This is a genomic window from Flavivirga sp. 57AJ16 (genome assembly GCF_028736925.1).
In the GTDB taxonomy this organism is placed as follows: Bacteria; Bacteroidota; Bacteroidia; order Flavobacteriales; family Flavobacteriaceae; genus Flavivirga.
The window spans coordinates 200,938-223,368 of record NZ_JAQZAT010000006.1; the positions used below are offsets into that span (position 1 = coordinate 200,938).

The window sequence follows — 22,431 nt, forward strand, 5'->3', positions numbered from 1 at the left end:
AAAGTTTGTAAGGATATTTAGTATGCCTATATGCTTCATATAAAAAACATATATTAAAGGTAAATAATAGTTAGCGAAAATATAATCATGAGAAAAGCAGCAATCATTTTAAGTTTGATTTTAAGCCACTTTGGGTTTTCACAAGTAACGGATACTGGGGATAAAGTGGGGATTGGAACCAGCAACCCACAAACAAAATTGCATATATTAAAAAATAACGTAGGAATAAAATCTATATATTCAAGTTTTATAGTTGAAGCTACCGATGCACAGTTGGATATTATTTCTAGTTCATCAGGTACTTGGGGGTCGTCAATTAATTTTATTGAAGGCAATAACTCGTCAAATAGAGATGTATGGTCTATAACGAGGCAGACGACTGACGGAAATGGTGATTCAAGTTTTCGTATAAATTTTGGTGTTAATAATCAACATGATAACCAAAATAAAATAACAATTAAATCTGATGGCAATGTTGGTATCGGTACTACCTCTCCAGACTCAAAACTTACCGTAGCAGGAAAAGTACATGCCCAAGAAGTAAAAGTAACAATAAATGCAGGTGCAGATTTTGTTTTTAAAGACGATTATAATCTCCCTGATTTAGAAGATACAGAAGTATTTATTAAGAAGAACAAACACTTGCCAGAAATTGCTTCAGAGAAAGAAATGCAAGAAAAAGGCATTCATTTAGCTGAAATGAATGTAAAGCTCCTTCAAAAAATAGAAGAGCTAACCCTATATACGATCAATCAAGAAAAAAGAATTAAAAATTTAGAATCTAAAAATGAAACCCTTATTTTGTTAGTTGAAAAACTATTAGAAAGAACAGGTGAAGAATAAAACAAAGACATATGTATTATTGGCTTTGGTTCTGGGTATTTGGGGCATCATAGGCTATAGAATCGTGTCTACGATAAACCCTGTAGCGCCAGATGTGGTTCAACAAGGTTTTGAAGTGGCTTTTAACCCAAAAGCACAAATAGAGGTCGATACCTTTTCCATTCAACCCGTCAATAGAGATCCTTTTTTGGGTACCCTGTTGGTAAAAAAGAAACCAAAAAGAACGTTTAAGAAGCCAACACAACCAAAAGTAGTTTGGTTACCGGTTTTATATCATGGTAGTATTTCAAAACAAGATACCAAGACCAAAGTGTTTATAGTGTCCATTAATGGTCAGCAAAACCTCATGAAAATAGGGCAGACCATTCATGGCGTTAAATTAATAAAAGGAAATAGTAATAGCGTAACGCTAACTTATAAGGAAGCAAGAAAAACCATTCAAAAAACATGATGTTTTTAAAATTAAAAGCAGGCGCCTTACAGCTTACCATGTTCGTCGTGGTGGTCATCGCCTTATTGCTGGCCGCTTTTATCCTTTTAATACATACCCATAAAACCTTTAAAACTCAAACCGATTTCGTTATAGAAACAGTTAACAATGCCGATAAAGGCATACACCATGCTTTGAATAATGATTTTCGGTTAAACGATACCATTTCAGTTAGCCTAAATGATCAAGACTATAAAACATTAAAAGTACATCAGGATTATTGGGGTCTCTTTAAAAAAGTAACGGCCGTTTCCAAGATAAAAACCAAGGTCTTTAAAAAAATAGCCCTAACAGGGACCGCACAGCCAGAAATTAATAGAACAGCCTTATACCTACAGGATAATAACAGGCCTTTGGTAGTCGTAGGCCATACCAAAATAGAAGGCGTCGTTTATTTGCCAAAACAAGGGGTGCGGACCGGTAATATATCTGGACACTCCTATTATGGAGAACACCTTATCTATGGAACAGAAAGAACAAGCTCCCAATTACCTAAGCTTCCTCTAGAGACCCACGAACAAATTAAGTCCATAGCGCATATTTATAAAGGTGTCGATTCAGAATATTTTTTAGATTTAAATAAAAGCAGAACCTATCAGAATTCATTTTACAGCCCCTTACAAGTTATCTATGACCCATCGATTATTAATCTTTCAGAGATATCATTGACAGGGCACATCTTGGTGCAATCTGAAACCAAAATAGTAGTAGATGCATCATCGAAATTAAGGGACGTGGTCTTGATGGCCCCTAAAATAGAACTTACAAATTATGTAGAAGGTACCTTTCAGGCCTTTGCGACCAAAGAGATCATTGTTGGAAACAACTGTAAATTAAATTATCCCAGCGCGCTAGTTTTAAAAGAAGAAAATAGCACAACAGAGGTCGTAGGCAACATAAAAGAAACCCCATTTATTAAAATACAAAAAGGAACCAAAATAAAAGGAGCTATTACTTACTTGGGAAGCACTAAAAATTATAAATCACAAGTCTTTATAGATGAAGGTGCAAGCATCACAGGAGAAGTGTATTGCAATAAAAACCTAGAGCTTTTAGGAAATGTATATGGCAGTGTGTACACGGCGGGCTTTGTAGCCAATCAATCGGGGTCGGTATACCAAAACCATATCTATAATGGTACGATAGAAGTGGATAAGTTGCCCCAGGAATATATAGGGCTCCCATTCAAGAACACCAAAAAAGGGATTGCGAAATGGTTGTACTAAAAAAAATAAAAGCATCCACTTTAATGGAAACCTTAGTTGCCACAGTGCTCTTGGTTGTTGTATTTATGATAGCTAGCATGATACTGAACAATTTGTTTTCAAACAGCATTAAAAATAATACCAGAAATATCAATGCCCATTTAAATGAACTACAATACCTATATGAAAACAATAAACTGACCTTGCCCTACTATGATAATTATAAGGCCTGGGAGGTCACCATAGAATCACAGCATTCTAAAGGACAAGAGATTATACAGTTTGAAGCCATACATACAAAAACCGATAAAACCATTAATAAAGCCATTATTGAACACTAAACATAAAATAGAGGCCTTTACATTAAGCGAAATGATTATCGTTATCATTATAACCAGTATCGTTGTGGGCATGGCATTTTCTGTACTGTCTTTAGTACAAAGGCATATGGGCAGTATTCAGAGCAATTTTAATAAAAGCACAGAGCTCGATAAGCTAGAACAGGCACTATGGATTGATTTCAATAGATATGCAAAAATCAGTTATAATGGGATGGAAGACAAACTGATATTTACTTCAGAAATAGACACCATAAACTATAAGTTTACCAAAGCGTATATAGTAAAAGGTTTGGACACTTTTAAGCTCCCATTACAGCATAAAACGATCTTTTTTGACGGCCAGGAAAAGCAAAGCGGATTCATGGATGCCATAAAGTTAGAGACCACCAAAGCCCTGCAAAGCCAGCAGCTCTTTATATATAAACAAAACGACGCGACCCAATACATGAATTAATGGCATTTCAGTTAGATAACATATCCAAGAAAGCTTCAGAAAAAGAAGAACCGACAGAGAATCTTTCTTTTCTAAAAAAGGAAATCACACTCTTTAAGAACACTTTTTCAAATAAAATAAAAGAAGACTTTTATACCGAGATGGGCGTTTTGTTAAAAGCGGGCGTTTCGTTAAAAGATGGACTGGAACTCATTCAAAACTCACAAAAGAAGCGCCAGAATAAGGATACCGTAAATAAGATTTTAAAGGATATAGTATCGGGTAAAACCCTATCGGATGCCCTAAGAGAAGACAAACAATTTACCAGCTATGAATACTACTCTATAAAAATAGGAGAAGAAACAGGGACCTTGGCGCAGGTAAGCGAGCAACTGGGAAGTTTCTTTGCCAGAAAGAACGAACAGCGAAGAAACCTGATAAGCGCCTTGACTTACCCTATTATTATATTGACTACCGCTGTTCTGGTAGTCGTATTTATGCTGCAGTATGTAGTCCCCATGTTTCAGGATATATTTGAACAGCAAGGTGTAGACCTGCCGGGGATCACAAAATTTATTATTAAGGTTTCAGGCTTTTTAAGTAGCTATGGTTGGATCATTCTTATTGCCTTTATAGGTGTTATAATTTCACAATCTTATTTAAATAAAAAGAAACGGATAAAACAGATAAAAGATAAACTTATTTTAAAAACCCCTTTTATAGGGAATTTCGTTAAAACAGTCTATTTGTCGCAATTTACACAAGCCGTTTCATTGCTCACGGCCTCTAAAGTTCCAGTGGTCAACAGTATTCAGCTCGTAAAGCAGATGATCAACTTTTATCCGCTACAGCATGCTCTGGAAATTGTTGAACAGCATATCCTAAAAGGAGAACCACTCAGTAAAAGTTTAGGCCATCATAAACTGTTCGATGATAAAATGATAGCACTCGTAAAAGTAGCAGAAGAAACGAATCAAACAGAATATATTTTTGATAGACTCAATATGCAATACAATACACAAGTACAACAACAATCCAAAATGTTATCGACCATTATGGAGCCCTTTATTATTTTGATAGTAGGTGTTTTGGTGGGGGTTATTTTAGTTGCCATGTACTTGCCAATGTTTAAATTGAGCAGTGTTATGGGCTAATAAGGTAATCGATGTTGTTTTATTAAGCATAAAGTATTTAGTAGAAGCAAAAGAAAAACATGGCAAATAGGCTTAAAGATGTTGTTGAATAAGCCTATCAGAATTGTAACTTTAATACGTCAGATAATTCTTATATAAGCAACTGAAAATTAAGTACTTAATATTTGATATATTTTTACCACTAAATTATATATCTTTACTCCGTAAAATAAAAAAGGGGGATTGTTTTGTGTAAACAGATGCTTTTTTAACAAAAAAGTAATTGGTCATTACCATCTAATGATAAGCCAAAACATGCATTTCAACGATGATTTATGTCGTTTCGTGGATATTTTTGTATGAATAATAACATGTTTTTTTTGCGACCTCGCTTTTTTTAATACATTTGTGACCCCATGACAGTACAAAATAAAAGAATACTAGCCTCGGTCTTATTTTTATTAATAAGCTTTGTGTCTTTTGCCCAAGATCCGCCACCGCCACCGGGACCGCCACCAGGTCTTCCTATTGATGGAGGGGTGCTAATGGGAATCGTTTTTGCTTTATTTTATGGCGTAAGAAAGTTATTGATCAAGAATAGGGATCATTAACTATTGTTTATTCAACGCTATCAGTCTAGCCACATACTTTCCTAAAACATCAAACTCTAAGTTTACGGTAGTACCTATCTTAAAAGTATTAAAATTGGTATGGTGGTATGTATAAGGTATAATAGCAACACTAAAGCTGTCTTTTTTCGAATTTACAACCGTTAAACTGGTGCCGTTAATTGTTATAGAGCCTTTTTCTATAGTAATATTGTTAAGGGAAGCATCGTAAGCAAAGGTAAATACCCAACTGCCATTTGCTTCTTCTATCTTGGTGCAAGTAGCTGTCTGGTCTACATGGCCTTGCACAATATGTCCGTCAAGTCTATCCCCTAGTTTCATGGCGCGCTCTAAATTCACCTTATCATTGATCTTTAAGGTATTAAGGCTTGTTTTGTCCAATGTTTCTTTTATAGCCGTCACGGTATATTCATCATCATTAATATTTACGACCGTTAAACATACACCATTGTGGGCAACACTCTGATCGATTTTTAATTCTGCCGTTATATTGCTTTTAATGGATATGTGGAGATTATCCAGATCTTCTTTTAAGTTAGAAACAATACCTATATCTTCAATAATTCCTGTAAACATATTATTCTCTTTTTATTTGGTTAAATTTGCCGTACCAAACGATATTCAAAATAAGCATTATTATTTTGAATTATTTTTTGTTCATATAAAATCTAGCATGGCCTAAGTTCAATATCCTTAAGTTAAGGATGAATTGTCAGTCTGAGCGCAGTCGAAGACATTGTAAAAACCTTGTTTTAGCTGCATTCCGACTGCGCTCAATGTACCTGAACCATATTGTTCCCTTAATTTTGGGACACTGGGATTAGTTACGATTATATTTTATACGAACAAAAAGAAACAAATACAATAGGTTATTGATATGCTAATTTGGTATAGCATCAAAATTACGAACAAAAGTTGTTATTTTAATGGTACAAACAGAAAATATAATAGTAGGGATATCGATAGGGGATTTAAACGGTATTGGTAGTGAAATAATTTTGAAAACATTTGAAGACGCAAGAATCCTGGATTTTTGTACACCAGTCATTTTTGCTTCCGCAAAAACCATGACTTTTTTTAAGACCCATTTTAAATCTGGTATTAATTTTCATAACATTAATAACATAGATCAATTGGCAATTGGAAAAGTTAATGTGTTTAATTGCTGGAACGCTCCTGTTAAAATTGAATTTGGAAAAGCCGATGTCAAAATAGGTGAGTATGCTATAAAGTCTTTAGAAGCAGCAACAAAAGCATTAAAGAACAATGACGTCCATGTTTTGGTCACAGCACCAATAAATAAGCATAATATTCAATCGGAAAATTTCAAATTCCCTGGCCATACCGATTATTTAGCAAAACAGCTAGAAGGAGAAAGCTTAATGTTTATGGTAACCGATTCATTAAGAGTTGGATTATTAACAGATCATGTGCCCGTAAAAGATATTGTTGGGCATATTTCAGAAGATTTAATCGTAAGAAAAATAAATATGGTTTACGATTCCCTGAAACGGGATTTTAAAATTGGCAAGCCCAAAATTGCTGTTTTAGGGATTAATCCACATACAGGTGATAATGGCGTTATTGGTCATGAAGATGATGCTATTTTAAGGCCTACCCTTAAAAAAATCAAAGAGGAAGGAAAATTAGTGTATGGCCCTTATGCTGCAGACAGCTTTTTTGGGTCTAATAATTATAAAAATTTCGATGCTATCATTGCCACATATCACGATCAGGGCTTAATTCCTTTTAAAACATTATCTTTTGGTCAAGGGGTTAATTATACGGCAGGTCTAAATAAGGTAAGAACCTCGCCAGATCATGGTACCGCTTACGAAATAGCAGGAGAAGGAAAGGCGGATTCAAGTTCATTCAAGGAAGCTGTTTTTACAGCCATACAGATCTATAAGAATAGATTTGATTATGAAGAACTTACCATAAATCCGTTAAAAAAAGCAAACAAAAAGGTATAAACAAAAAAATGTTTATAAGTAATGTTGCATAACATAAAAATTCATATATTTGCAGGCTCAAAATAGATGAGAAAATGAAGCCATTGAAAGAGTTTACAATTCCATTTGTAGGGTTAAAAATAGCGAAACATCTTTTTGAGTACAAGATTGAACAAGCGTTCTTTGAATATTTTGAGTATGAAGAATTTAATGATGTAAACATCGATGTAAATGTTGAGCTTGAAAAGAAAACAACATTACTTGAACTGCATTTTAAAGTTTCGGGATGGGTTAATCTTAATTGCGATCTAACAAACGAACCATATAATCAAACCATAGAAAATGAGTTTGATTTAGTGGTGAAATTTGGAGATGTGTATAACGATGAACATATTGATATTCTTATAATTCCTCACGGAACTTATGAGATTAATATACAACAGTATATTTACGAATTGATTGTGCTGGCCGTACCAACTAAAAGAGTACATCCAGGCGTTGAAGATGGCACTTTAAATTCGGACATACTTAAAAAGCTAGAAGAATTGAGCCCAAAGCTTAAAGAAGATAAAGAAAAAGAGGATATAGATCCTCGTTGGAATACATTAAAGAAACTATTAACGGATAAATAAAATATAAAAATGGCACATCCTAAAAGAAAAATCTCAAAAACAAGAAGAGATAAGAGAAGAACTCATTATAAGGCAACTGCGCCACAGATTGCTACATGTCCAACCACTGGAGAAGCTCATTTATATCACAGAGCTCATTGGCATGAAGGGAAATTATATTACAGAGGTCAGGTTTTAATTGACAACTCTGAGGTAGAAAACGTAGCATAAATAGTATGCACGCATATAATAAAACGCTCACATGTGGGCGTTTTTTTTTATGAAGTGTTTTTTCTAAGACAAAAACAATTTATTTGTGTGTTATTAAACTAAAATTTAGTAGTTTTCACCAAAATTTGAACTTTTTTGTCCAATTCTAATGATTTTTTGGCCGAATTAACTATAAAATTATGAGTAAACTCTCAGCAGCAATTACGGCTGTAGGCGCATATGTGCCAGAATATGTATTGACCAACCAAATTCTTGAAACTATGGTCGATACAAATGATGAATGGATTACCTCTCGTACGGGAATTAAAGAACGTAGGATTCTTAAAGACGAGGGAAAAGGAACTTCTTACTTAGCCATTAAAGCTGCCCAAGACCTTATTAATAAAAGAGGTATTGATCCCAAAGATATAGAACTTGTTATTGTCGCGACAGCAACTCCAGATGTGAAAGCCGCTTCAACTGCAGCTTATACAGCATATAATATTGGAGCCGTGAATGCCTTTTCGTTCGATATGGATGCGGCGTGCTCTAGTTTTTTGTTTGGGATGTCTGTAGCAGCGGGTTATATCCAATCAGGTAAGTATAAAAATGTATTATTAATTGGGGCAGATAAAATGTCCTCCATTATTAATTATAAAGATAGAGCTACTTGTATCATTTTTGGTGATGGAGCAGGCGCTGTTTTATTTGAACCAAATGAAGAGAATTTAGGACTTCAAGATGAATATTTAAGAAGTGATGGTTCTGGTAGGGAGTTTTTACGAGCTACCTATGGAGGGTCTTCTTTTCCGCTAACACCAGAAACTTTGGATCAAGGGGGACAATATGTCTTTCAAGAAGGAAGAACGGTGTTTAAAAATGCCGTGTTCAATATGGCAGATGCAACGCTTAAAGTGCTAGAACGAAACAACTTGACTAAAGATGATGTTTCTTGGTTGGCAGCGCATCAAGCAAATAAGCGCATTATTGATGCCACAGCACAACGTATGAATTTAGAAGAAGAAAAGGTCATGATGAATATTGAAAAATACGGCAATACGACATCTGCAACATTACCATTGCTTTTAAACGACTACGAATCGAAACTTAAAAAAGGAGATAATATAATATTTGCCGCTTTTGGAGGCGGATTTAATTGGGGAGCCATTTATTTAAAATGGGCATATAATACAATAAACTAACCATTAACTAATTGCAAAATTATGGATATAAAAGAGATTCAAAACTTAATCAAGTTTGTTGCCAAATCTGGTGCAAGTGAGGTTAAATTAGAGATGGACGATATTAAAATTACTATTAGAACAGGATCAGAATCAGACACAACTATCGTGCATCAGGTTCCTGCCGCTCATATACCTCAGGCTGCTTCAGTTCCTGTACAGCAGCCAGCTACAGTTGAAGCTACGGCTCAAAAAACCGAACCTACAGCAGAAGCCGACTCAAAATACATTACGATCAAGTCTCCAATCATTGGGACTTTTTATAGAAAACCATCACCGGACAAACCTTTATTCGTAGAGGTAGGGCAAACCATTGCAGAAGGAGATGTACTTTGTATTATTGAAGCCATGAAACTTTTCAATGAAATTGAATCTGAAGTTTCAGGAAAAATAGTTAAAATATTAGTTGACGATTCTTCACCTGTAGAATTTGATCAACCACTATTTTTAGTAGACCCGTCATAACCTATTAAAAATTCCAACCCACAAATCTCGAAATCCAATGTTTGGAATTTGGTGATTGGAATTTGTAATTTTTAATTCAACAAGTTATGTTCAAAAAAATATTAATAGCCAATAGAGGTGAAATAGCATTACGTGTTATTAGAACCTGTAAAGAGATGGGTATTAAAACAGTAGCTGTTTACTCGACTGTAGACCAAGAAAGTTTGCATGTTAAATTTGCAGATGAAGCTGTTTGTATAGGACCAGCATCAAGTAGTGAGTCCTATTTGAAAATGTCTAACATCATTGCAGCAGCAGAGATCACCAATGCAGATGCGATTCACCCGGGATATGGATTTTTATCCGAAAATGCTAAATTTTCGAAAATCTGTGATGAACACGGTATAAAATTTATTGGAGCCTCACCAGAGATGATCGATAGAATGGGAGATAAGGCAAATGCTAAAGCGACTATGAAAGCTGCAGGCGTGCCATGTGTTCCAGGAAGTGATGGTATTATAGAAACCTTTGAAGACTGTGAAAAAATAGCAAAAGAGACAGGTTATCCTGTTATGTTAAAAGCATCAGCCGGAGGCGGTGGTAAAGGTATGCGTGCCGTTTGGAAACCAGAGGCATTAAAAGATGCGTGGGACTCGGCAAGACAAGAAAGTAAGGCTGCATTTGGTAACGACGATATGTATATGGAAAAGCTTATTGAAGAGCCAAGGCATATTGAAATTCAAGTTGTAGGAGATTCTCGAGGTAAAGCTTGTCACTTATCAGAAAGAGACTGTTCAATCCAACGCCGTCATCAAAAATTAACTGAAGAAACGCCATCTCCTTTCATGACAAAAAAGCTTCGTGATGATATGGGAGCGGCGGCTGTTAGAGCAGCAGAATATATTAAATACGAAGGTGCGGGGACTATAGAGTTTTTGGTAGACAAGCATCGTAATTTCTATTTTATGGAAATGAATACACGTATTCAGGTAGAACATCCTATAACTGAACAAGTCATAGATTTCGACTTAATTCGTGAGCAAATTTTGGTAGCGGCAGGCGTACCTATTTCCGGAAAAAATTATACGCCTAAATTGCATTCTATTGAATGTCGTATAAATGCAGAAGATCCATTTAATGGATTTCGTCCATCACCAGGTGTTATATCGACGTTACATGCTCCAGGAGGACATGGTGTGCGTTTAGACACACATGTTTATGCCGGTTATGCGATCCCGCCAAATTACGATTCTATGATTGCTAAGTTAATTACAACGGCACAAACCAGAGAAGAGGCCATTAATAAAATGAAGCGGGCCCTAGATGAGTTTGTAATAGAAGGTATTAAAACGACCATTCCATTCCACAGACAGCTTATGGAGCATCCAGATTACTTAGCAGGAAATTACACTACTAAGTTTATGGAAGACTTTGTCATAGAAAAAGAAGAAATAGAAGAATAAGCCATTAAACTCCGAAATTACTTTCGGAGTTTTTTATGGTGTTACTTTTGCTAAAAAAGACAAAAGTAAGGCGATTCTATTATAGCTTTTTGAGATACGAAAAAGGATGCTCTTCTATTCTTAACTCTTAACAAAGCTATAGTTGAATCAAGATAAAATGTCATAAATTTTAGAGGTCTAAAAAGTGTCATTCTGAATGCAATGAAGAATCTCTTGAAAATATAATGTGCTAATCTTTATTGATATAAGATTCTTCGCTATAGCCTGTACTGAGCGTAGTCGAAGTACTCTGAATGAAAATATAATACTTTTTTATACCTCTGCTTAATTGATCTCATCCCTAGCATAAGAAAGAATATTTTATGACACATCATTCTGATTTAGCTGTATATATAGAACGTGCCATGTTTACCACAATAAATTATTCTTTTCCTCTTTATATTTCTATATCACAGAAAGGAAAAATGGTCATTTTACATTAAATTCAAACAATAATTGGTATCATAAATCGCTATTTTTACGAACAACGAACAACGAACAACGAACAACGAACAACGAACAACGAACAACGAACAACGAACACCTTGAACCTGTCATATTGGGAAATAAAAAGCTGGCTAACTAATATAGATTTTACTATTGTTGGTAGCGGTATTGTTGGCCTAAATTGTGCTTTAAATTTAAAGAAACGCTTTCCTAGAGCCCATATTTTGGTACTCGAAAAAGGGATCTTGCCCCAAGGAGCGAGTACTAAAAATGCTGGGTTTGCCTGCTTTGGCAGTCTAAGCGAAATCCTTGAAGATTTAAAGACACATACCGAATCTGAAGTTTTAGAACTCGTAAAAAAGCGGATGGATGGCTTGCGATTATTACGTAAAACCTTAGGGGATAACACCATTAACTATCAAGAACTTGGAGGTTATGAGCTATTCACAAAAGAAGATGGGTTATTAGAGGCATGTCTTTCAAAAAGGGCATATATAAACAAACTGCTTCAGCCTATATTCAAAGAAGATGTATTTAGCATAAAACCCAATAGTTTTAAATTTCAGAACATAGAGAACCAATATATTTTCAACCCATTTGAAGGACAAATTGATACGGGAAAAATGATGGCGTCATTAACACAGTTGACATTTAAAAAAGGAATAAAAATTCTTAACAATGTTACTGTTAAAAGTTTTTCAGAAACCATCGATAAGGTAAAAATAGAAACGGATCAATTTGAGCTTTCAACGTCTAAACTATTAATAGCCACGAATGGTTTTGCATCGCAATTATTAGATGAAAACGTAAAACCTGCCCGTGCTCAAGTGCTCATTACGAAGCCTGTTAAAAACCTTCATATAAAAGGGACATTTCATTTAGATAAAGGCTATTATTATTTTAGAAATATTGACGATAGAATATTACTGGGCGGAGGTCGACATCTTGATTTTGAAGGAGAAGAAACCGTAGCGTTTAACCAAACAGATTTAATCCAAAATAAATTGGAAACACTTTTAAAAACAATTGTTTTACCAGAAACCAATTTCGAAATCGATCATAGATGGAGTGGCATTATGGGATTAGGGAATCAGAAAAAAACGCTTGTAAAACAAGTATCAAATCATGTGTTTTGCGGAGTTCGTTTAGGGGGTATGGGTGTTGCCATAGGGAGTTTGGTTGGAAAGGAATTAGCAGATTTAATCGAAGAAAACCCTCTTAGGTTAGGCTAGGAGTTTCCGTTTAACCTGCCTGCGGCAGCTACGGTGTACCCACATCATGATCTTCTGTGCTTTCTGTATAGGTTTGCCGTAGCTGCCGGCAGGCAGGTTTGTTACTTTTCTTTGGACGAGCAAAGAAAACGAAGATTCACGAACTCCGACTTATCAAATAAGATGAGTGAGCAAAATCGAAGATTCACGAACTCCGATTTATCAAATTAGATCTGTGAGCTAAAAGTAAGTAAAAAGGGAAATAAGCTTTTGTTCATTATATTAAAAAAAGATGTGGGTACACCGTAGCTACCAGCCAGGCAGGATGGTCATTCCCGTTAAAGCAGGAACCTAAGAAATAAGGAATCTTAAAAATTAAAATGTTCAAGTGATAAAGCGTTTTTTTAAATTTATATTTAAAACCATATTATGGTTCATTATAGCATCTATAGGGCTTGTTTTTCTATATAAATGGGTACCTGTTCCTGTGACGCCCCTTATGGTAATAAGGCATTTTGAAAATTCAGATGCCATAAAAAAGACCTTTTGGAAACACGATTGGGTGTCGATCGATGCTATTTCCAAAAACTTACAGTTAGCAGTCATTTGTAGCGAAGATCAAAACTTTTTAACCCATAACGGATTCGATATAAAAGCGATTGAAAAAGCTTATAGGGATAATAAAAAAGGTAAAAGATTAAAAGGTGCCAGTACGATAACCCAACAAACGGCAAAAAATGTTTTTTTATGGCCCCAGCGTAGCTGGTTTCGCAAAGGGTTAGAAGCCTATTTTGCCTTTTTAATTGAATGGATATGGACCAAAGAGCGTATCATCGAAGTCTATTTAAATAGTATAGAAATGGGGCATGGAATTTATGGAGCTGAAGCAGCATCGCAGTATTGGTTTAAAAAACCAGCAAGTAAATTGTCGCAGTTAGAAGCCGCTGCCATGGCCGCTATTTTGCCAAACCCGAGAGTTTATAAAGCAAATCCGGCATCAAACTATATTCAGGCCAGAAAGACTTGGATCGTAAAACAAATGAACTATTTTGGACAACTAGATTATACTAAGCATGAAAAAAAATCCCTTAAAAATTAAAGAAGCCCTTTATTTACAATGTATAAACGTTGTAAATGATAGGTTTCAGACCATACAGAATACGATAAGCGAAATACAAGTTTCATTAACCTCAGAAACTAAAAGCAGTGCGGGAGATAAACATGAAACGGGGCGTGCTATGCTACAGTTAGAACGTGAAAAAGCAGGGAATCAATTGGCCGAAATTCAAAAAGTTAAGGAAATTCTATCTAAAATAGATATTTCCAAAACGTTAAAAGTAGTAGGTTTAGGGAGTATTGTTTATACTTCTAAAGCGAATTATTTTATAGCAATTAGTGTTGGCGAACTAACTGTTGATGGGGTTCGGTTTTATGCTATTTCTCCCAGTACGCCTATAGGACGGTTATTGATGGGAAAACAGTTTGGTGATGAGGTGATTTTTAGAGAGCGGAAATTTATCGTTCAAGAAATAATATAAAAACTATGTTAAGACTAAAACCCATTCTTTATACTTAGAAGAGGTGCTTTCGTCAATAATCTTAAATTCATTTTTTTCGTAAAACGATTTTAATGCATATTCTTCAATAGTCAACCAGAATTTCTGGGTTTTGTCTAAGCTTTTTAACGCCTCTAACCATTTACTTGCTAGTTTTTTATTGCGATATTCTGGCAGTACAAAAATAAAACCCAAGTAGCGATAACCATATTCGAACAAATAATCGTATTCAAGTTCTAGAAGTGTTGCATTTGGGGGTGTTTTTGAAAACACAATACCTCCAGCTATAACTTTTTTGTTCTCTTTTAATACGTAAATAATAGAAGCGTCTTTATAGTGCTCCCATTGGGGTATAATAATATCTTGCCACTCTAAAGGTAGGATGCTAAAAAATAAGGCGCTTTTTTTACACTTTTTAAAGGTCGTTTCTACACACATAAAATGAAGTTAGATAAAATATGTTATATAGGTTTGATAAAAATCAAAAATACTATAGCTAAATCATTATAAAAATTACAGCCCAGACCTGTTAGGTTTTAAAATCTGACAGGTCTAAAGCAGAAAAACAACTGATAAGACCCTATTGTTTCAGGTCTAAAAAAATATCTTTGGAATGACATTTTATCTTGGTTTGACTATAGTTGATCCTTGTTTTATTCATTTCCTTTTACATGAGTCCCCAAGCCCAAAGTTTATCCGAATCTTCCATCCAACGATTTCCAATGTCTATTCTGTAGTAACTGTTATTTACAATAACATTGCTTATGCGATTTTGCATCATACGTTGTGCATCTTTCATGGTAATACCTGTTCCTGTTATTAAGAGGGCTATACCCGAGGCACCCGTTATTAGCCATTCGTTGTTTATACGTTTTATATGTATGGGATGTATGCCTTCTTTTGATTCCTTTTTAAATATTATAACAGAGTCTTTTGAAAATAAATCAAAACTTTTTTTATCTGTAAAGGGAAAAGGCGGAACGACAATATACGCTCCGATTTGAAACCCTTTTTTTGTGTTTATAATGAAGTTTTCTCCATTGGCAATTTTGTATAATAGGTTTCCAATGGGTTCATTTAAACCGTCGCGTTGGATGTAAATTTGAGGGTAGCCGAATCGGGATGTAAATTCTAATGGATAAATTCCGTTGCCATTTACAATGCAGTTAATATCTATATGCCCTACAAAGTTGTTGTTTGCTAATGAGGTTTCGAACTTTTTTAGTGTAGCATTGAAAATTGGAGACTCTTTTACCCAAAACATGCTTGTGCCCATTTCGCCCGTTGAAACGCCAAGTTCATTGGGAAATAGTTTTTTATGCTCAAAAGTTATGTTAACAGGTTTTAAAAATTGTTTCCCGTTAAAAAAAGCTGCTACAGATATCTCGACACCTCGAACTTTTCTTTGTAATTGAAAATTCCCGAATTTATTGCCCCATGATTTCTCGTAGGCTTTAAGAACCCTAATAACATCTATACCTTCATCGTCATTCCCCACAAATAATAATTGCTTTAAGTCCTGTATTTCCCCACAAGGTTTAATGACATAGGTATCTGGCTTTTGTTCTACATATTTTATGGCGTCTTGAAAGTTTGTAAACTCTTTAAAAGGAAGTGTTTTTATTTTATGTTTTTTAAGCTGTTCTTGCCCAAAATTTCTATCGAGTTCTAACAGGTCGGTGTATTGGGAGCCACCAATAACTAATTTGCCTGAAGCTCTTAAATCGTCGCAGATCTTGCCATATCCTGTATAATCGAATACAATAATATCTGCCCAATCGATATGTTTTTGCCAATCGTTGACTTTTTTTACAAAGCCAAAACCTATTTCTCTTGATAATTTATCTTCGATAAAAAATTTTACCGAGTGTCCTTCTTCTTGTATTGCATAAGCAATATCAAGTATTTCACCCCATTTTGACACAAAAAGAAACGATCTTTTTGGTTGGGGATTTTTAACGTTATGTAGTGTTTTCAACCGTTATAGAAACAGAGTTTTTATAGAAGTAGTTTAAACTTTTTGTTTTGAAGCGAAAATTAAAGATTTTTTGCCCTGATGAAGGCTTTTTCGAGCGACATAGCCTTCGCTACGTTGCGAAGAAAAGTCAAAATCAGGGTGAAACAAGATAAATTTGCAGCCATAAGAAAAAGTTTAAACTACTTCATAATCAAAAATATACTATTTTTCAATTAATAAATAAATTTCTGTGTTTTTTTCAATCATTTTTTTATGCTCAAAAAATATGGTTTCACCATTCAAATAAGCTTCAATTAAATAATAATATCCTTTATAGTAAGATTGTTTTGCTATAGCTTTTAAATTGGATGTAGCAACCACTTTTAACCGATTGGCATAAACAATTTTACCATCTATCTCGTTAAATTCATCAAAGAAAGAAGCGATCAACTTGTTTTCTGGATTATTATATAAGTCTTTAGGGGTGTTGTTAGCTATCATTTTAGTGTTGTGCAAAACAATCATATAATCAGAAAAAGATAATACATCATCTTTATCATGCGTTGCAACGATACAGGTGATGTTCTTTTCCTTTAAGTATTTGAATAGACTTCTGCGTAAAGATTGTTTTTTAAAATTATCGATATGGCTAAAAGGTTCGTCCAATAAAATGACTTCAGGTTGTTTGGCAATGGCCCTTGCCAGGGCAACACGTTGTTTTTGTCCGCCACTTAATTCTTTAACTTTCGTTTTCGCAAAAGGTTTTAGTTCAACAACATCCAATAACTCGTTGATGCGCGCTTGTTTTTCTTCGGGATAGAAATTGGAAAGGAAAGCACCAATATTTTCGGAAACAGTAATAAACGGCATGAGATCGAATTCCTGGGCGACATACTTCATAAATTCCGGTCCAATGATAAGGTTGTGTTTAGGTCCCAAAATTTCTTCGCCTTTCCAAAAAATCTGCCCTTCCTCTAAATCGTAAGTACCATAAAGTAGCTTTAAAAGCGTGCTTTTACCAGAGCCGCTTTCGCCAATAATAGAGACATGTTCACCTTGATTTGCTTTAAAAGAAATGGCCTTTAAAACAGGTGTTTTTTTATATGAAAATGATATGTTTTTAACGTACAGCATTGCTATTTTGCACACAAAAATAAAACAAATAACCCGCTCTTGATTATTGAGCGGGTTTAATTTGATAGGATTTTAAAAATAAATAACGAGAGTTCGATTTAAAACCTGTCTGCCGACAGGCAGGCAAGGGAGTTTTTAACAATAAATTTACTAATAATGCGATTTGTCGCCTTGAGCCTTTCGTCTTTTAGTTTATACTGAGCGTAGTCGAAGTACTCATGATAAACTAAAGCCGAAAGGTTTTTAAAACCTGCTATTTAAATGGGTTTCGACAGAGCCTGTGCTGAGTTTACCGAAGTACTCAACCTGACAACCAGAATTAAATTATTGATAGTCTGTTCAATAATATTACGCTTACATCGAACTCACGTTAAATAAAAACTAATTCCAACCACCTCCTAAAGCTTGATATAGTTTTACATGGGCCAGCAATTGGTTCCTCTTGGTTTCTATAAGTTCAATTTTAGAATCCAAAGCTTCACGCTGTGTCTGTAAAACCTCGGTATATTCTGCCCTTGCAGATTTAAACAACTGGATGGAAAGGTCTATAGATTGGGTTAAACCTTCTACTTGTTTTCCCTTTAAAAAGTAGCTTTCTTTTAAGTTTTCAGCCTTGGATAAACGGTTTGAAACCTCCATATATGCATTTAAAATAACTTTTTCATAGTCGAAAACCGCTTGCAGTTGCTTATTATTAGCACTGTTATACGTCGCTTTAATGGCATTTCGGTTTATTAAAGGCGACACCATATCCCCGACTAAATGATACGCCAAAGATTCTGGCGTACTTGTTAAAAACTTAGTTTTAAAGGCCCCTAGGCCAATACCAGCTTTAATGCCAAACGAAGGATAAAAATGAGCTCTGGCAACTTTTACATTTAATTTTGAAGCCAAAAGTTCAAGCTCTGCCTGTTTGATATCTGGACGGTTGGTTAACAACTGTGAAGGAATTCCAGAATACATGGTGTCGATTTTTCTGTTTAAAAATGTTTCGGAATTTCGTTTTACAGGTTGTGGGTAGCGTCCGACCAAAAAATTAATCAAATTCTCGGTCTCTATTATTTGTTGCCGAATTTGGTACTTATTGCTTCGGTTTTTATAGACATCGGCTTCAAAACGCCTTACGGCAAGTTGCGTTGTACGGGCAGCTTCTTTTTGAAGTTTAACCATTTTAAGTGCATCTTGTTGAATGTCTAAATTCTGTTGGATAATGGTTAATTGGTTATCCAATGCCAAAAGCTCATAATAAGCACCTGCAATTTCTGAAACCAACTGTGTAACCATAAAGTTTTTACCTTCAACAGATGCTAAATATTCCAGAACTGCTGCTTTTTTCTCGTTGCGAAGTTTTTTCCAAACATCAAGTTCCCAAGAAGCGGAAAGGCCAACTGAAAAATGGGTTAAGGGTTCTGGAAATGCTTCTTCCTCAACAATATTCAAATTCTTTTCAACGGCACCATTTCGCGTAAATTCGCCCACTTTATCAACATCTGCACCTGCATAAATACCTACAAAAGGCAAGTATTCTCCTTTTTTGGCTTTGATGTTGTTTTGTGCCATACCAATTTTTTGAAGCATAATATTTAGCTCTTGATTATGGGTTAGGGCAGTATCAATTAAAGCGATTAAATATGAATCTGAAAAGAAGTCTTTCCATTTAACCGTTGCCGTATTTAGTGTATCGTTAGTTAAGTTTTTATACCGCTCAGGCACGTTTATGTTTGCTTCTCTAATGTTCTTGGTAGGTACACATGAAAACAATGTCATGGCCATTAGGAAACCAACCCAAAATAGTTTGCTAATTTTTATATATGATCTTAAGTTATTCATTTTTGTTGTTTTTTCTTAAATTTTTAATGAGCTTCTTCAACTTGGTAATGCGAAGTGTATTGGCTCTTGCTTGATTTTCTGCTTCACTATTTCTAATGAATTCTTCAGAAAGGGGCTCGAAAACCTCATCTTTAATCAGGCTTTTACCGTCAGACATTTTTGCAAAAACGTAGTACAGGCCAGGAATAACAAGTACACCAAAAAAGGTTCCTATTAGCATACCGCCCAAAGAGGAGCCTCCAATGGTCCTATTGCCTATGGCGCCTGCACCTGTTGCCACAACCAAAGGAATTAAACCAGCAATAAATGCCAAAGAGGTCATTAAAATGGGTCTAAAACGTGCTTTAGAGCCTTCAATGGCAGCTTCTAAAACCGTGGCGCCCTGTCTGTGTTTTTGTACCGCATATTCCACAATTAATACGGCATTTTTACCAAGAAGGCCAACCAGCATAATGACACCAATTTGTGCATAAACATCGTTGGCCAATCCCATAGCTTTTAGTAAAATAAATGAACCAAAAACACCAACGGGCAACGATAAAATGACTGCCAATGGCAACAAGAAACTCTCATATTGTGCGGCTAATACAAAGTATACAAATATCAATACAATAATAAAAATGTAGATGGATTCGTTACCTCTATTGGCCTCGTCAAAAGATAAGCCTTCCCATGCAATATCGTAACCTCTTGGTAATTCTTTTGCAGCTACTTCTTTTATAGCATTAATAGCATCGCCACTGGTAAAACCTTTAGCAGGCAAACCTCTAATGGATGCAGAATTGTATAGATTGTATCGGGTAATTTCGTTTGGCCCCAATTTCTTTTCAATAGTCATGAATGCCGAATAGGGCACCATTTCGCCTTCTTCATTTTTTACAAACAGCTTTTCTAAATCTGATGGTAATCTTCGGTATTCCGGACCAGCTTGCGTGTACACTTTAAAAAAGCGTCCAAAACGAATAAACCCTTGCTCGTAAGTACTACCAATTAAAATATTAAGGTTTTCCATGGCTTTTCCAATGGTTATGCCTTTTTGCATGGCAATTTTGTTGTTTATTTTTAACTCGTACTGCGGATAATTGGCAGAGAAGAAGGTAAATAATCCCGTTAACTCTTTTCGTTTAGATAAAGCTTCCATGAAATTATTATTGATGTTTTCAAATTCATGATAATCGGTTGAGTTGGTTTTATCCAATAAACGCATGGCGAATCCGCCCGATGAACCAAATCCCGGTACTGCTGGTGGCTCAAAATATTCTATTACCGCACCTAAATCTTTGGTTTCTTCTTCCAGTTCTTCCATAATTTCATGAACGGAATGATGGCGTTCAGACCAAGGTTTTAGGTTAATTAAACAGGTTCCCGCGTTAGAACCACGGCCTTCGGTCATAATCTCATATCCTGCTAAAGAGGATACCGATTCTACACCTTCGGTTTCTTCGCAAATTTTTTGAAGTTTTCTAGCTACATCGTTAGTACGCTCTAAGGTTGCTCCTGGAGGCGTTTGAATAATGGCGTAAATCATCCCTTGGTCTTCATTTGGGATAAAACCTGCTGGTAAGACTTTGTTTGTAAAATATATTCCGGCACAGAAAGCGATTAAAATCCCGAAGGTTACAATACGTCTGGCAACAATTTTGTTTAATATCTGAACATATTTTCCTGTGATTTTTTCGAAGCCTTTATTAAACCAGTTGATAAATCGGTCTATTGGCGATTTTTTGATTTTACCATGGTTGTTTTTCAGTAGCATGGCACATAAAACAGGTGTTAGCGTTAATGCTACGATTGCAGAAATAACAATGGCACCGGCCATGGTAATTGAGAATTGGCGGTAAAATACACCAACAGGCCCCGTCATAAACGAAATGGGGATAAATACCGAAACCATTACCAAGGTTATTGCGATGATGGCACCACCAATTTCACCCAAAACTTCAGACGACGCTTTGTAAGGGGTAAGATGTTCTTCTTCCATTTTTACATGCACCGCTTCTACAACAACAATGGCGTTATCTACCACAATACCAATGGCCAATACCAATGCAAACAATGTGATTAGGTTTATGGATAACCCAAATAATTGCATAATAAAAAAGGCACCAATTAAAGAGACTGGAACAGCAATAATTGGAATTAAGGTTGAACGCCAATCGCCCAAAAATAAAAACACAACGATAGCAACAAGTATAAAGGCATCACGTAAGGTATGTAATACTTGGTCTATTGATGCATTTAAGAAATTGGATACGTCATAACTAATTAGAAAATCAACATCTGGCGGTAGTTCTTGCTCAAGTTCGGCAAGTTTTTCTTTTACGGCTTCGATGACATCGCTACCATTACTGCCAAAGGTTTGTTTTAATACGATGGAAGCCGAAGGTTTTCCGTCTAAATTGGAATAAATATCAAAAAACTCACTACCTAACTTAACGTCGGCAACATCTGCAAGTTTTATAATTTCGCCTTCTTTGTTAGCGCGAATAATGATGTCTTTATATTGTTCGGGCTCATTATATCGGTTTTGATAGGTCAATACATATTCCAAAGCTTGAGAAGATATACCAGAGCTTCGACCCAATCTACCGGGTCTTGCTAGTATACTTTGCTCTTCCATGGCTTCCAAAATTTCTTCAGCAGAAATATTATAAGCACGCATGCGGTCTGGTTTTAACCAAACTCTCATGGCATATTTTCTACTTCCTAAAATTTTGGCACTGGCTATACCATTTATACGCTGGATTTCTGGGATAATCTTAGTATAAGCGTAATTGTAAAGAAACTTTTCGTCATTATTCTTATCGGTACTGGACAGGTTAACGTACATTAACATACTAGGCTGAATAGGCGTAATAATAACACCTTCACGTTGTACTAATTCTGGTAATAAGGGCATCACTTGGTCTACGCGCGTTTTAACCCTAACGACTGCTTGGTTTGGGTCCGTGCCAGGTTCAAAAATAACCCTAACGGTTGCTTCTCCTGCACTTGTAGCATCAGAAGAAATATAGCGCATACCTTGTACACCATTAATGGCAGTCTCTAAAGGAATTAGCGTGGAATTTACCAATACCTCCGAACTTGAACCGGGATAGGCAATAAAAATATTTACCGTTGTTGGTGCAATTTGCGGGAATTGTGAGATGGGCAATTGCTTTATGGCAAGTCCACCAACAAATACTATAATGACCGAAATGACAATGGCCAAAACGGGTCTTTTTATAAATTTTTTAAACATGTTTTTGTAGATTAAATTCTA

The 22,431-nt window shown here is 35.4% G+C and carries 22 protein-coding genes; 16 read left to right on the forward strand and 6 right to left on the reverse strand.

From position 1 onward, the window contains the following. Nucleotides 1-87 precede the first annotated feature (87 nt). The 7 genes from PQO00_RS08555 (at nt 88) to PQO00_RS08585 (ending at nt 5,056) form a co-directional block, all read left to right on the forward strand. Entirely contained in the window at nt 88-843 is a 756-nt protein-coding gene (locus tag PQO00_RS08555; RefSeq protein WP_274184425.1) for a tail fiber protein, read from the forward strand. Beyond that, nucleotides 833-1,294, forward strand: coding sequence for a hypothetical protein (locus tag PQO00_RS08560; RefSeq protein ID WP_274184426.1), 462 nt, complete (start codon nt 833-835; stop codon nt 1,292-1,294). The genes PQO00_RS08555 and PQO00_RS08560 overlap by 11 nt, the downstream gene beginning before the upstream one ends. Beyond that, nucleotides 1,291-2,559, forward strand: a complete 1,269-nt coding sequence (locus PQO00_RS08565) for a hypothetical protein (RefSeq protein ID WP_274184427.1) — start codon at nt 1,291-1,293, stop codon at nt 2,557-2,559. The genes PQO00_RS08560 and PQO00_RS08565 overlap by 4 nt, the downstream gene beginning before the upstream one ends. Then, complete coding sequence (locus PQO00_RS08570) at nt 2,547-2,879, forward strand: hypothetical protein (RefSeq protein WP_274184428.1); 333 nt, start codon at nt 2,547-2,549, stop codon at nt 2,877-2,879. The genes PQO00_RS08565 and PQO00_RS08570 overlap by 13 nt, the downstream gene beginning before the upstream one ends. Continuing rightward, entirely contained in the window at nt 2,869-3,333 is a 465-nt protein-coding gene (locus PQO00_RS08575; protein WP_274184429.1) for a prepilin-type N-terminal cleavage/methylation domain-containing protein, read from the forward strand. The genes PQO00_RS08570 and PQO00_RS08575 overlap by 11 nt, the downstream gene beginning before the upstream one ends. Then, on the forward strand, nt 3,333-4,466 hold the full coding sequence (locus PQO00_RS08580; protein WP_274184430.1) for a type II secretion system F family protein: 1,134 nt from the start codon (nt 3,333-3,335) through the stop codon (nt 4,464-4,466). Before PQO00_RS08575 ends, PQO00_RS08580 begins: the two co-directional genes overlap by 1 nt. Nucleotides 4,467-4,861: 395 nt before the next feature. Beyond that, nucleotides 4,862-5,056, forward strand: a complete 195-nt coding sequence (locus PQO00_RS08585; protein WP_274184431.1) for a PID-CTERM protein-sorting domain-containing protein — start codon at nt 4,862-4,864, stop codon at nt 5,054-5,056. On the opposite strand, the gene PQO00_RS08590 is transcribed toward PQO00_RS08585, so the two are convergent. After that, on the reverse strand, nt 5,057-5,650 hold the full coding sequence (locus PQO00_RS08590; RefSeq protein WP_274184432.1) for a riboflavin synthase: 594 nt from the start codon (nt 5,648-5,650) through the stop codon (nt 5,057-5,059). Nucleotides 5,651-6,000: 350 nt separating this feature from the next. Between PQO00_RS08590 and pdxA the strand changes: the two genes are divergently transcribed. The 9 genes from pdxA to PQO00_RS08635 all read left to right on the forward strand — a co-directional run bounded on the left by pdxA (nt 6,001) and on the right by PQO00_RS08635 (nt 14,230). Continuing rightward, nucleotides 6,001-7,047 (forward strand): 4-hydroxythreonine-4-phosphate dehydrogenase PdxA, encoded by a 1,047-nt coding sequence (gene pdxA / locus PQO00_RS08595; RefSeq protein WP_274184433.1) that lies wholly within the window; start codon nt 6,001-6,003, stop codon nt 7,045-7,047. Nucleotides 7,048-7,121: 74 nt separating this feature from the next. Further along, nucleotides 7,122-7,658, forward strand: a complete 537-nt coding sequence (locus PQO00_RS08600) for a DUF177 domain-containing protein (RefSeq protein WP_274184434.1) — start codon at nt 7,122-7,124, stop codon at nt 7,656-7,658. A gap of 9 nt (nt 7,659-7,667) precedes the next feature. Beyond that, nucleotides 7,668-7,868, forward strand: a complete 201-nt coding sequence (gene rpmF / locus PQO00_RS08605) for a 50S ribosomal protein L32 (RefSeq protein WP_072400476.1) — start codon at nt 7,668-7,670, stop codon at nt 7,866-7,868. A gap of 179 nt (nt 7,869-8,047) precedes the next feature. After that, nucleotides 8,048-9,049: a beta-ketoacyl-ACP synthase III gene (locus tag PQO00_RS08610; RefSeq protein ID WP_274184435.1), complete on the forward strand. Its 1,002-nt coding sequence runs from the start codon at nt 8,048-8,050 to the stop codon at nt 9,047-9,049. Between the two features lie 21 nt (nt 9,050-9,070). Next, nucleotides 9,071-9,553, forward strand: a complete 483-nt coding sequence (accB, locus tag PQO00_RS08615; protein WP_274184436.1) for an acetyl-CoA carboxylase biotin carboxyl carrier protein — start codon at nt 9,071-9,073, stop codon at nt 9,551-9,553. A gap of 86 nt (nt 9,554-9,639) precedes the next feature. Further along, complete coding sequence (gene accC / locus PQO00_RS08620) at nt 9,640-10,995, forward strand: acetyl-CoA carboxylase biotin carboxylase subunit (protein WP_274184437.1); 1,356 nt, start codon at nt 9,640-9,642, stop codon at nt 10,993-10,995. Between the two features lie 584 nt (nt 10,996-11,579). Continuing rightward, nucleotides 11,580-12,713 (forward strand): FAD-binding oxidoreductase, encoded by a 1,134-nt coding sequence (locus PQO00_RS08625; protein WP_274184438.1) that lies wholly within the window; start codon nt 11,580-11,582, stop codon nt 12,711-12,713. A 367-nt stretch (nt 12,714-13,080) separates the two neighbouring features. After that, entirely contained in the window at nt 13,081-13,791 is a 711-nt protein-coding gene (mtgA, locus tag PQO00_RS08630; RefSeq protein WP_274184439.1) for a monofunctional biosynthetic peptidoglycan transglycosylase, read from the forward strand. Continuing rightward, nucleotides 13,766-14,230, forward strand: coding sequence for a 3-oxoacyl-ACP synthase (locus tag PQO00_RS08635; protein WP_274184440.1), 465 nt, complete (start codon nt 13,766-13,768; stop codon nt 14,228-14,230). The genes mtgA and PQO00_RS08635 overlap by 26 nt, the downstream gene beginning before the upstream one ends. A gap of 3 nt (nt 14,231-14,233) precedes the next feature. Here the strand turns inward: PQO00_RS08635 and PQO00_RS08640 are convergent, their stop codons facing one another. The 5 genes from PQO00_RS08640 to PQO00_RS08660 form a co-directional block, all read right to left on the reverse strand. Beyond that, nucleotides 14,234-14,686, reverse strand: coding sequence for a GNAT family N-acetyltransferase (locus tag PQO00_RS08640; protein WP_274184441.1), 453 nt, complete (start codon nt 14,684-14,686; stop codon nt 14,234-14,236). A 229-nt stretch (nt 14,687-14,915) separates the two neighbouring features. Further along, entirely contained in the window at nt 14,916-16,226 is a 1,311-nt protein-coding gene (locus tag PQO00_RS08645) for a phosphoribosylamine--glycine ligase (protein WP_274184442.1), read from the reverse strand. Nucleotides 16,227-16,427: 201 nt separating this feature from the next. Next, nucleotides 16,428-17,339: an ABC transporter ATP-binding protein gene (locus tag PQO00_RS08650; protein ID WP_274184443.1), complete on the reverse strand. Its 912-nt coding sequence runs from the start codon at nt 17,337-17,339 to the stop codon at nt 16,428-16,430. A 381-nt stretch (nt 17,340-17,720) separates the two neighbouring features. Further along, nucleotides 17,721-19,169, reverse strand: coding sequence for a TolC family protein (locus PQO00_RS08655; RefSeq protein WP_274184444.1), 1,449 nt, complete (start codon nt 19,167-19,169; stop codon nt 17,721-17,723). After that, entirely contained in the window at nt 19,162-22,410 is a 3,249-nt protein-coding gene (locus PQO00_RS08660; RefSeq protein ID WP_274184445.1) for an efflux RND transporter permease subunit, read from the reverse strand. The genes PQO00_RS08655 and PQO00_RS08660 overlap by 8 nt, the downstream gene beginning before the upstream one ends. Between the last annotated feature and the right edge of the window lie 21 nt (nt 22,411-22,431).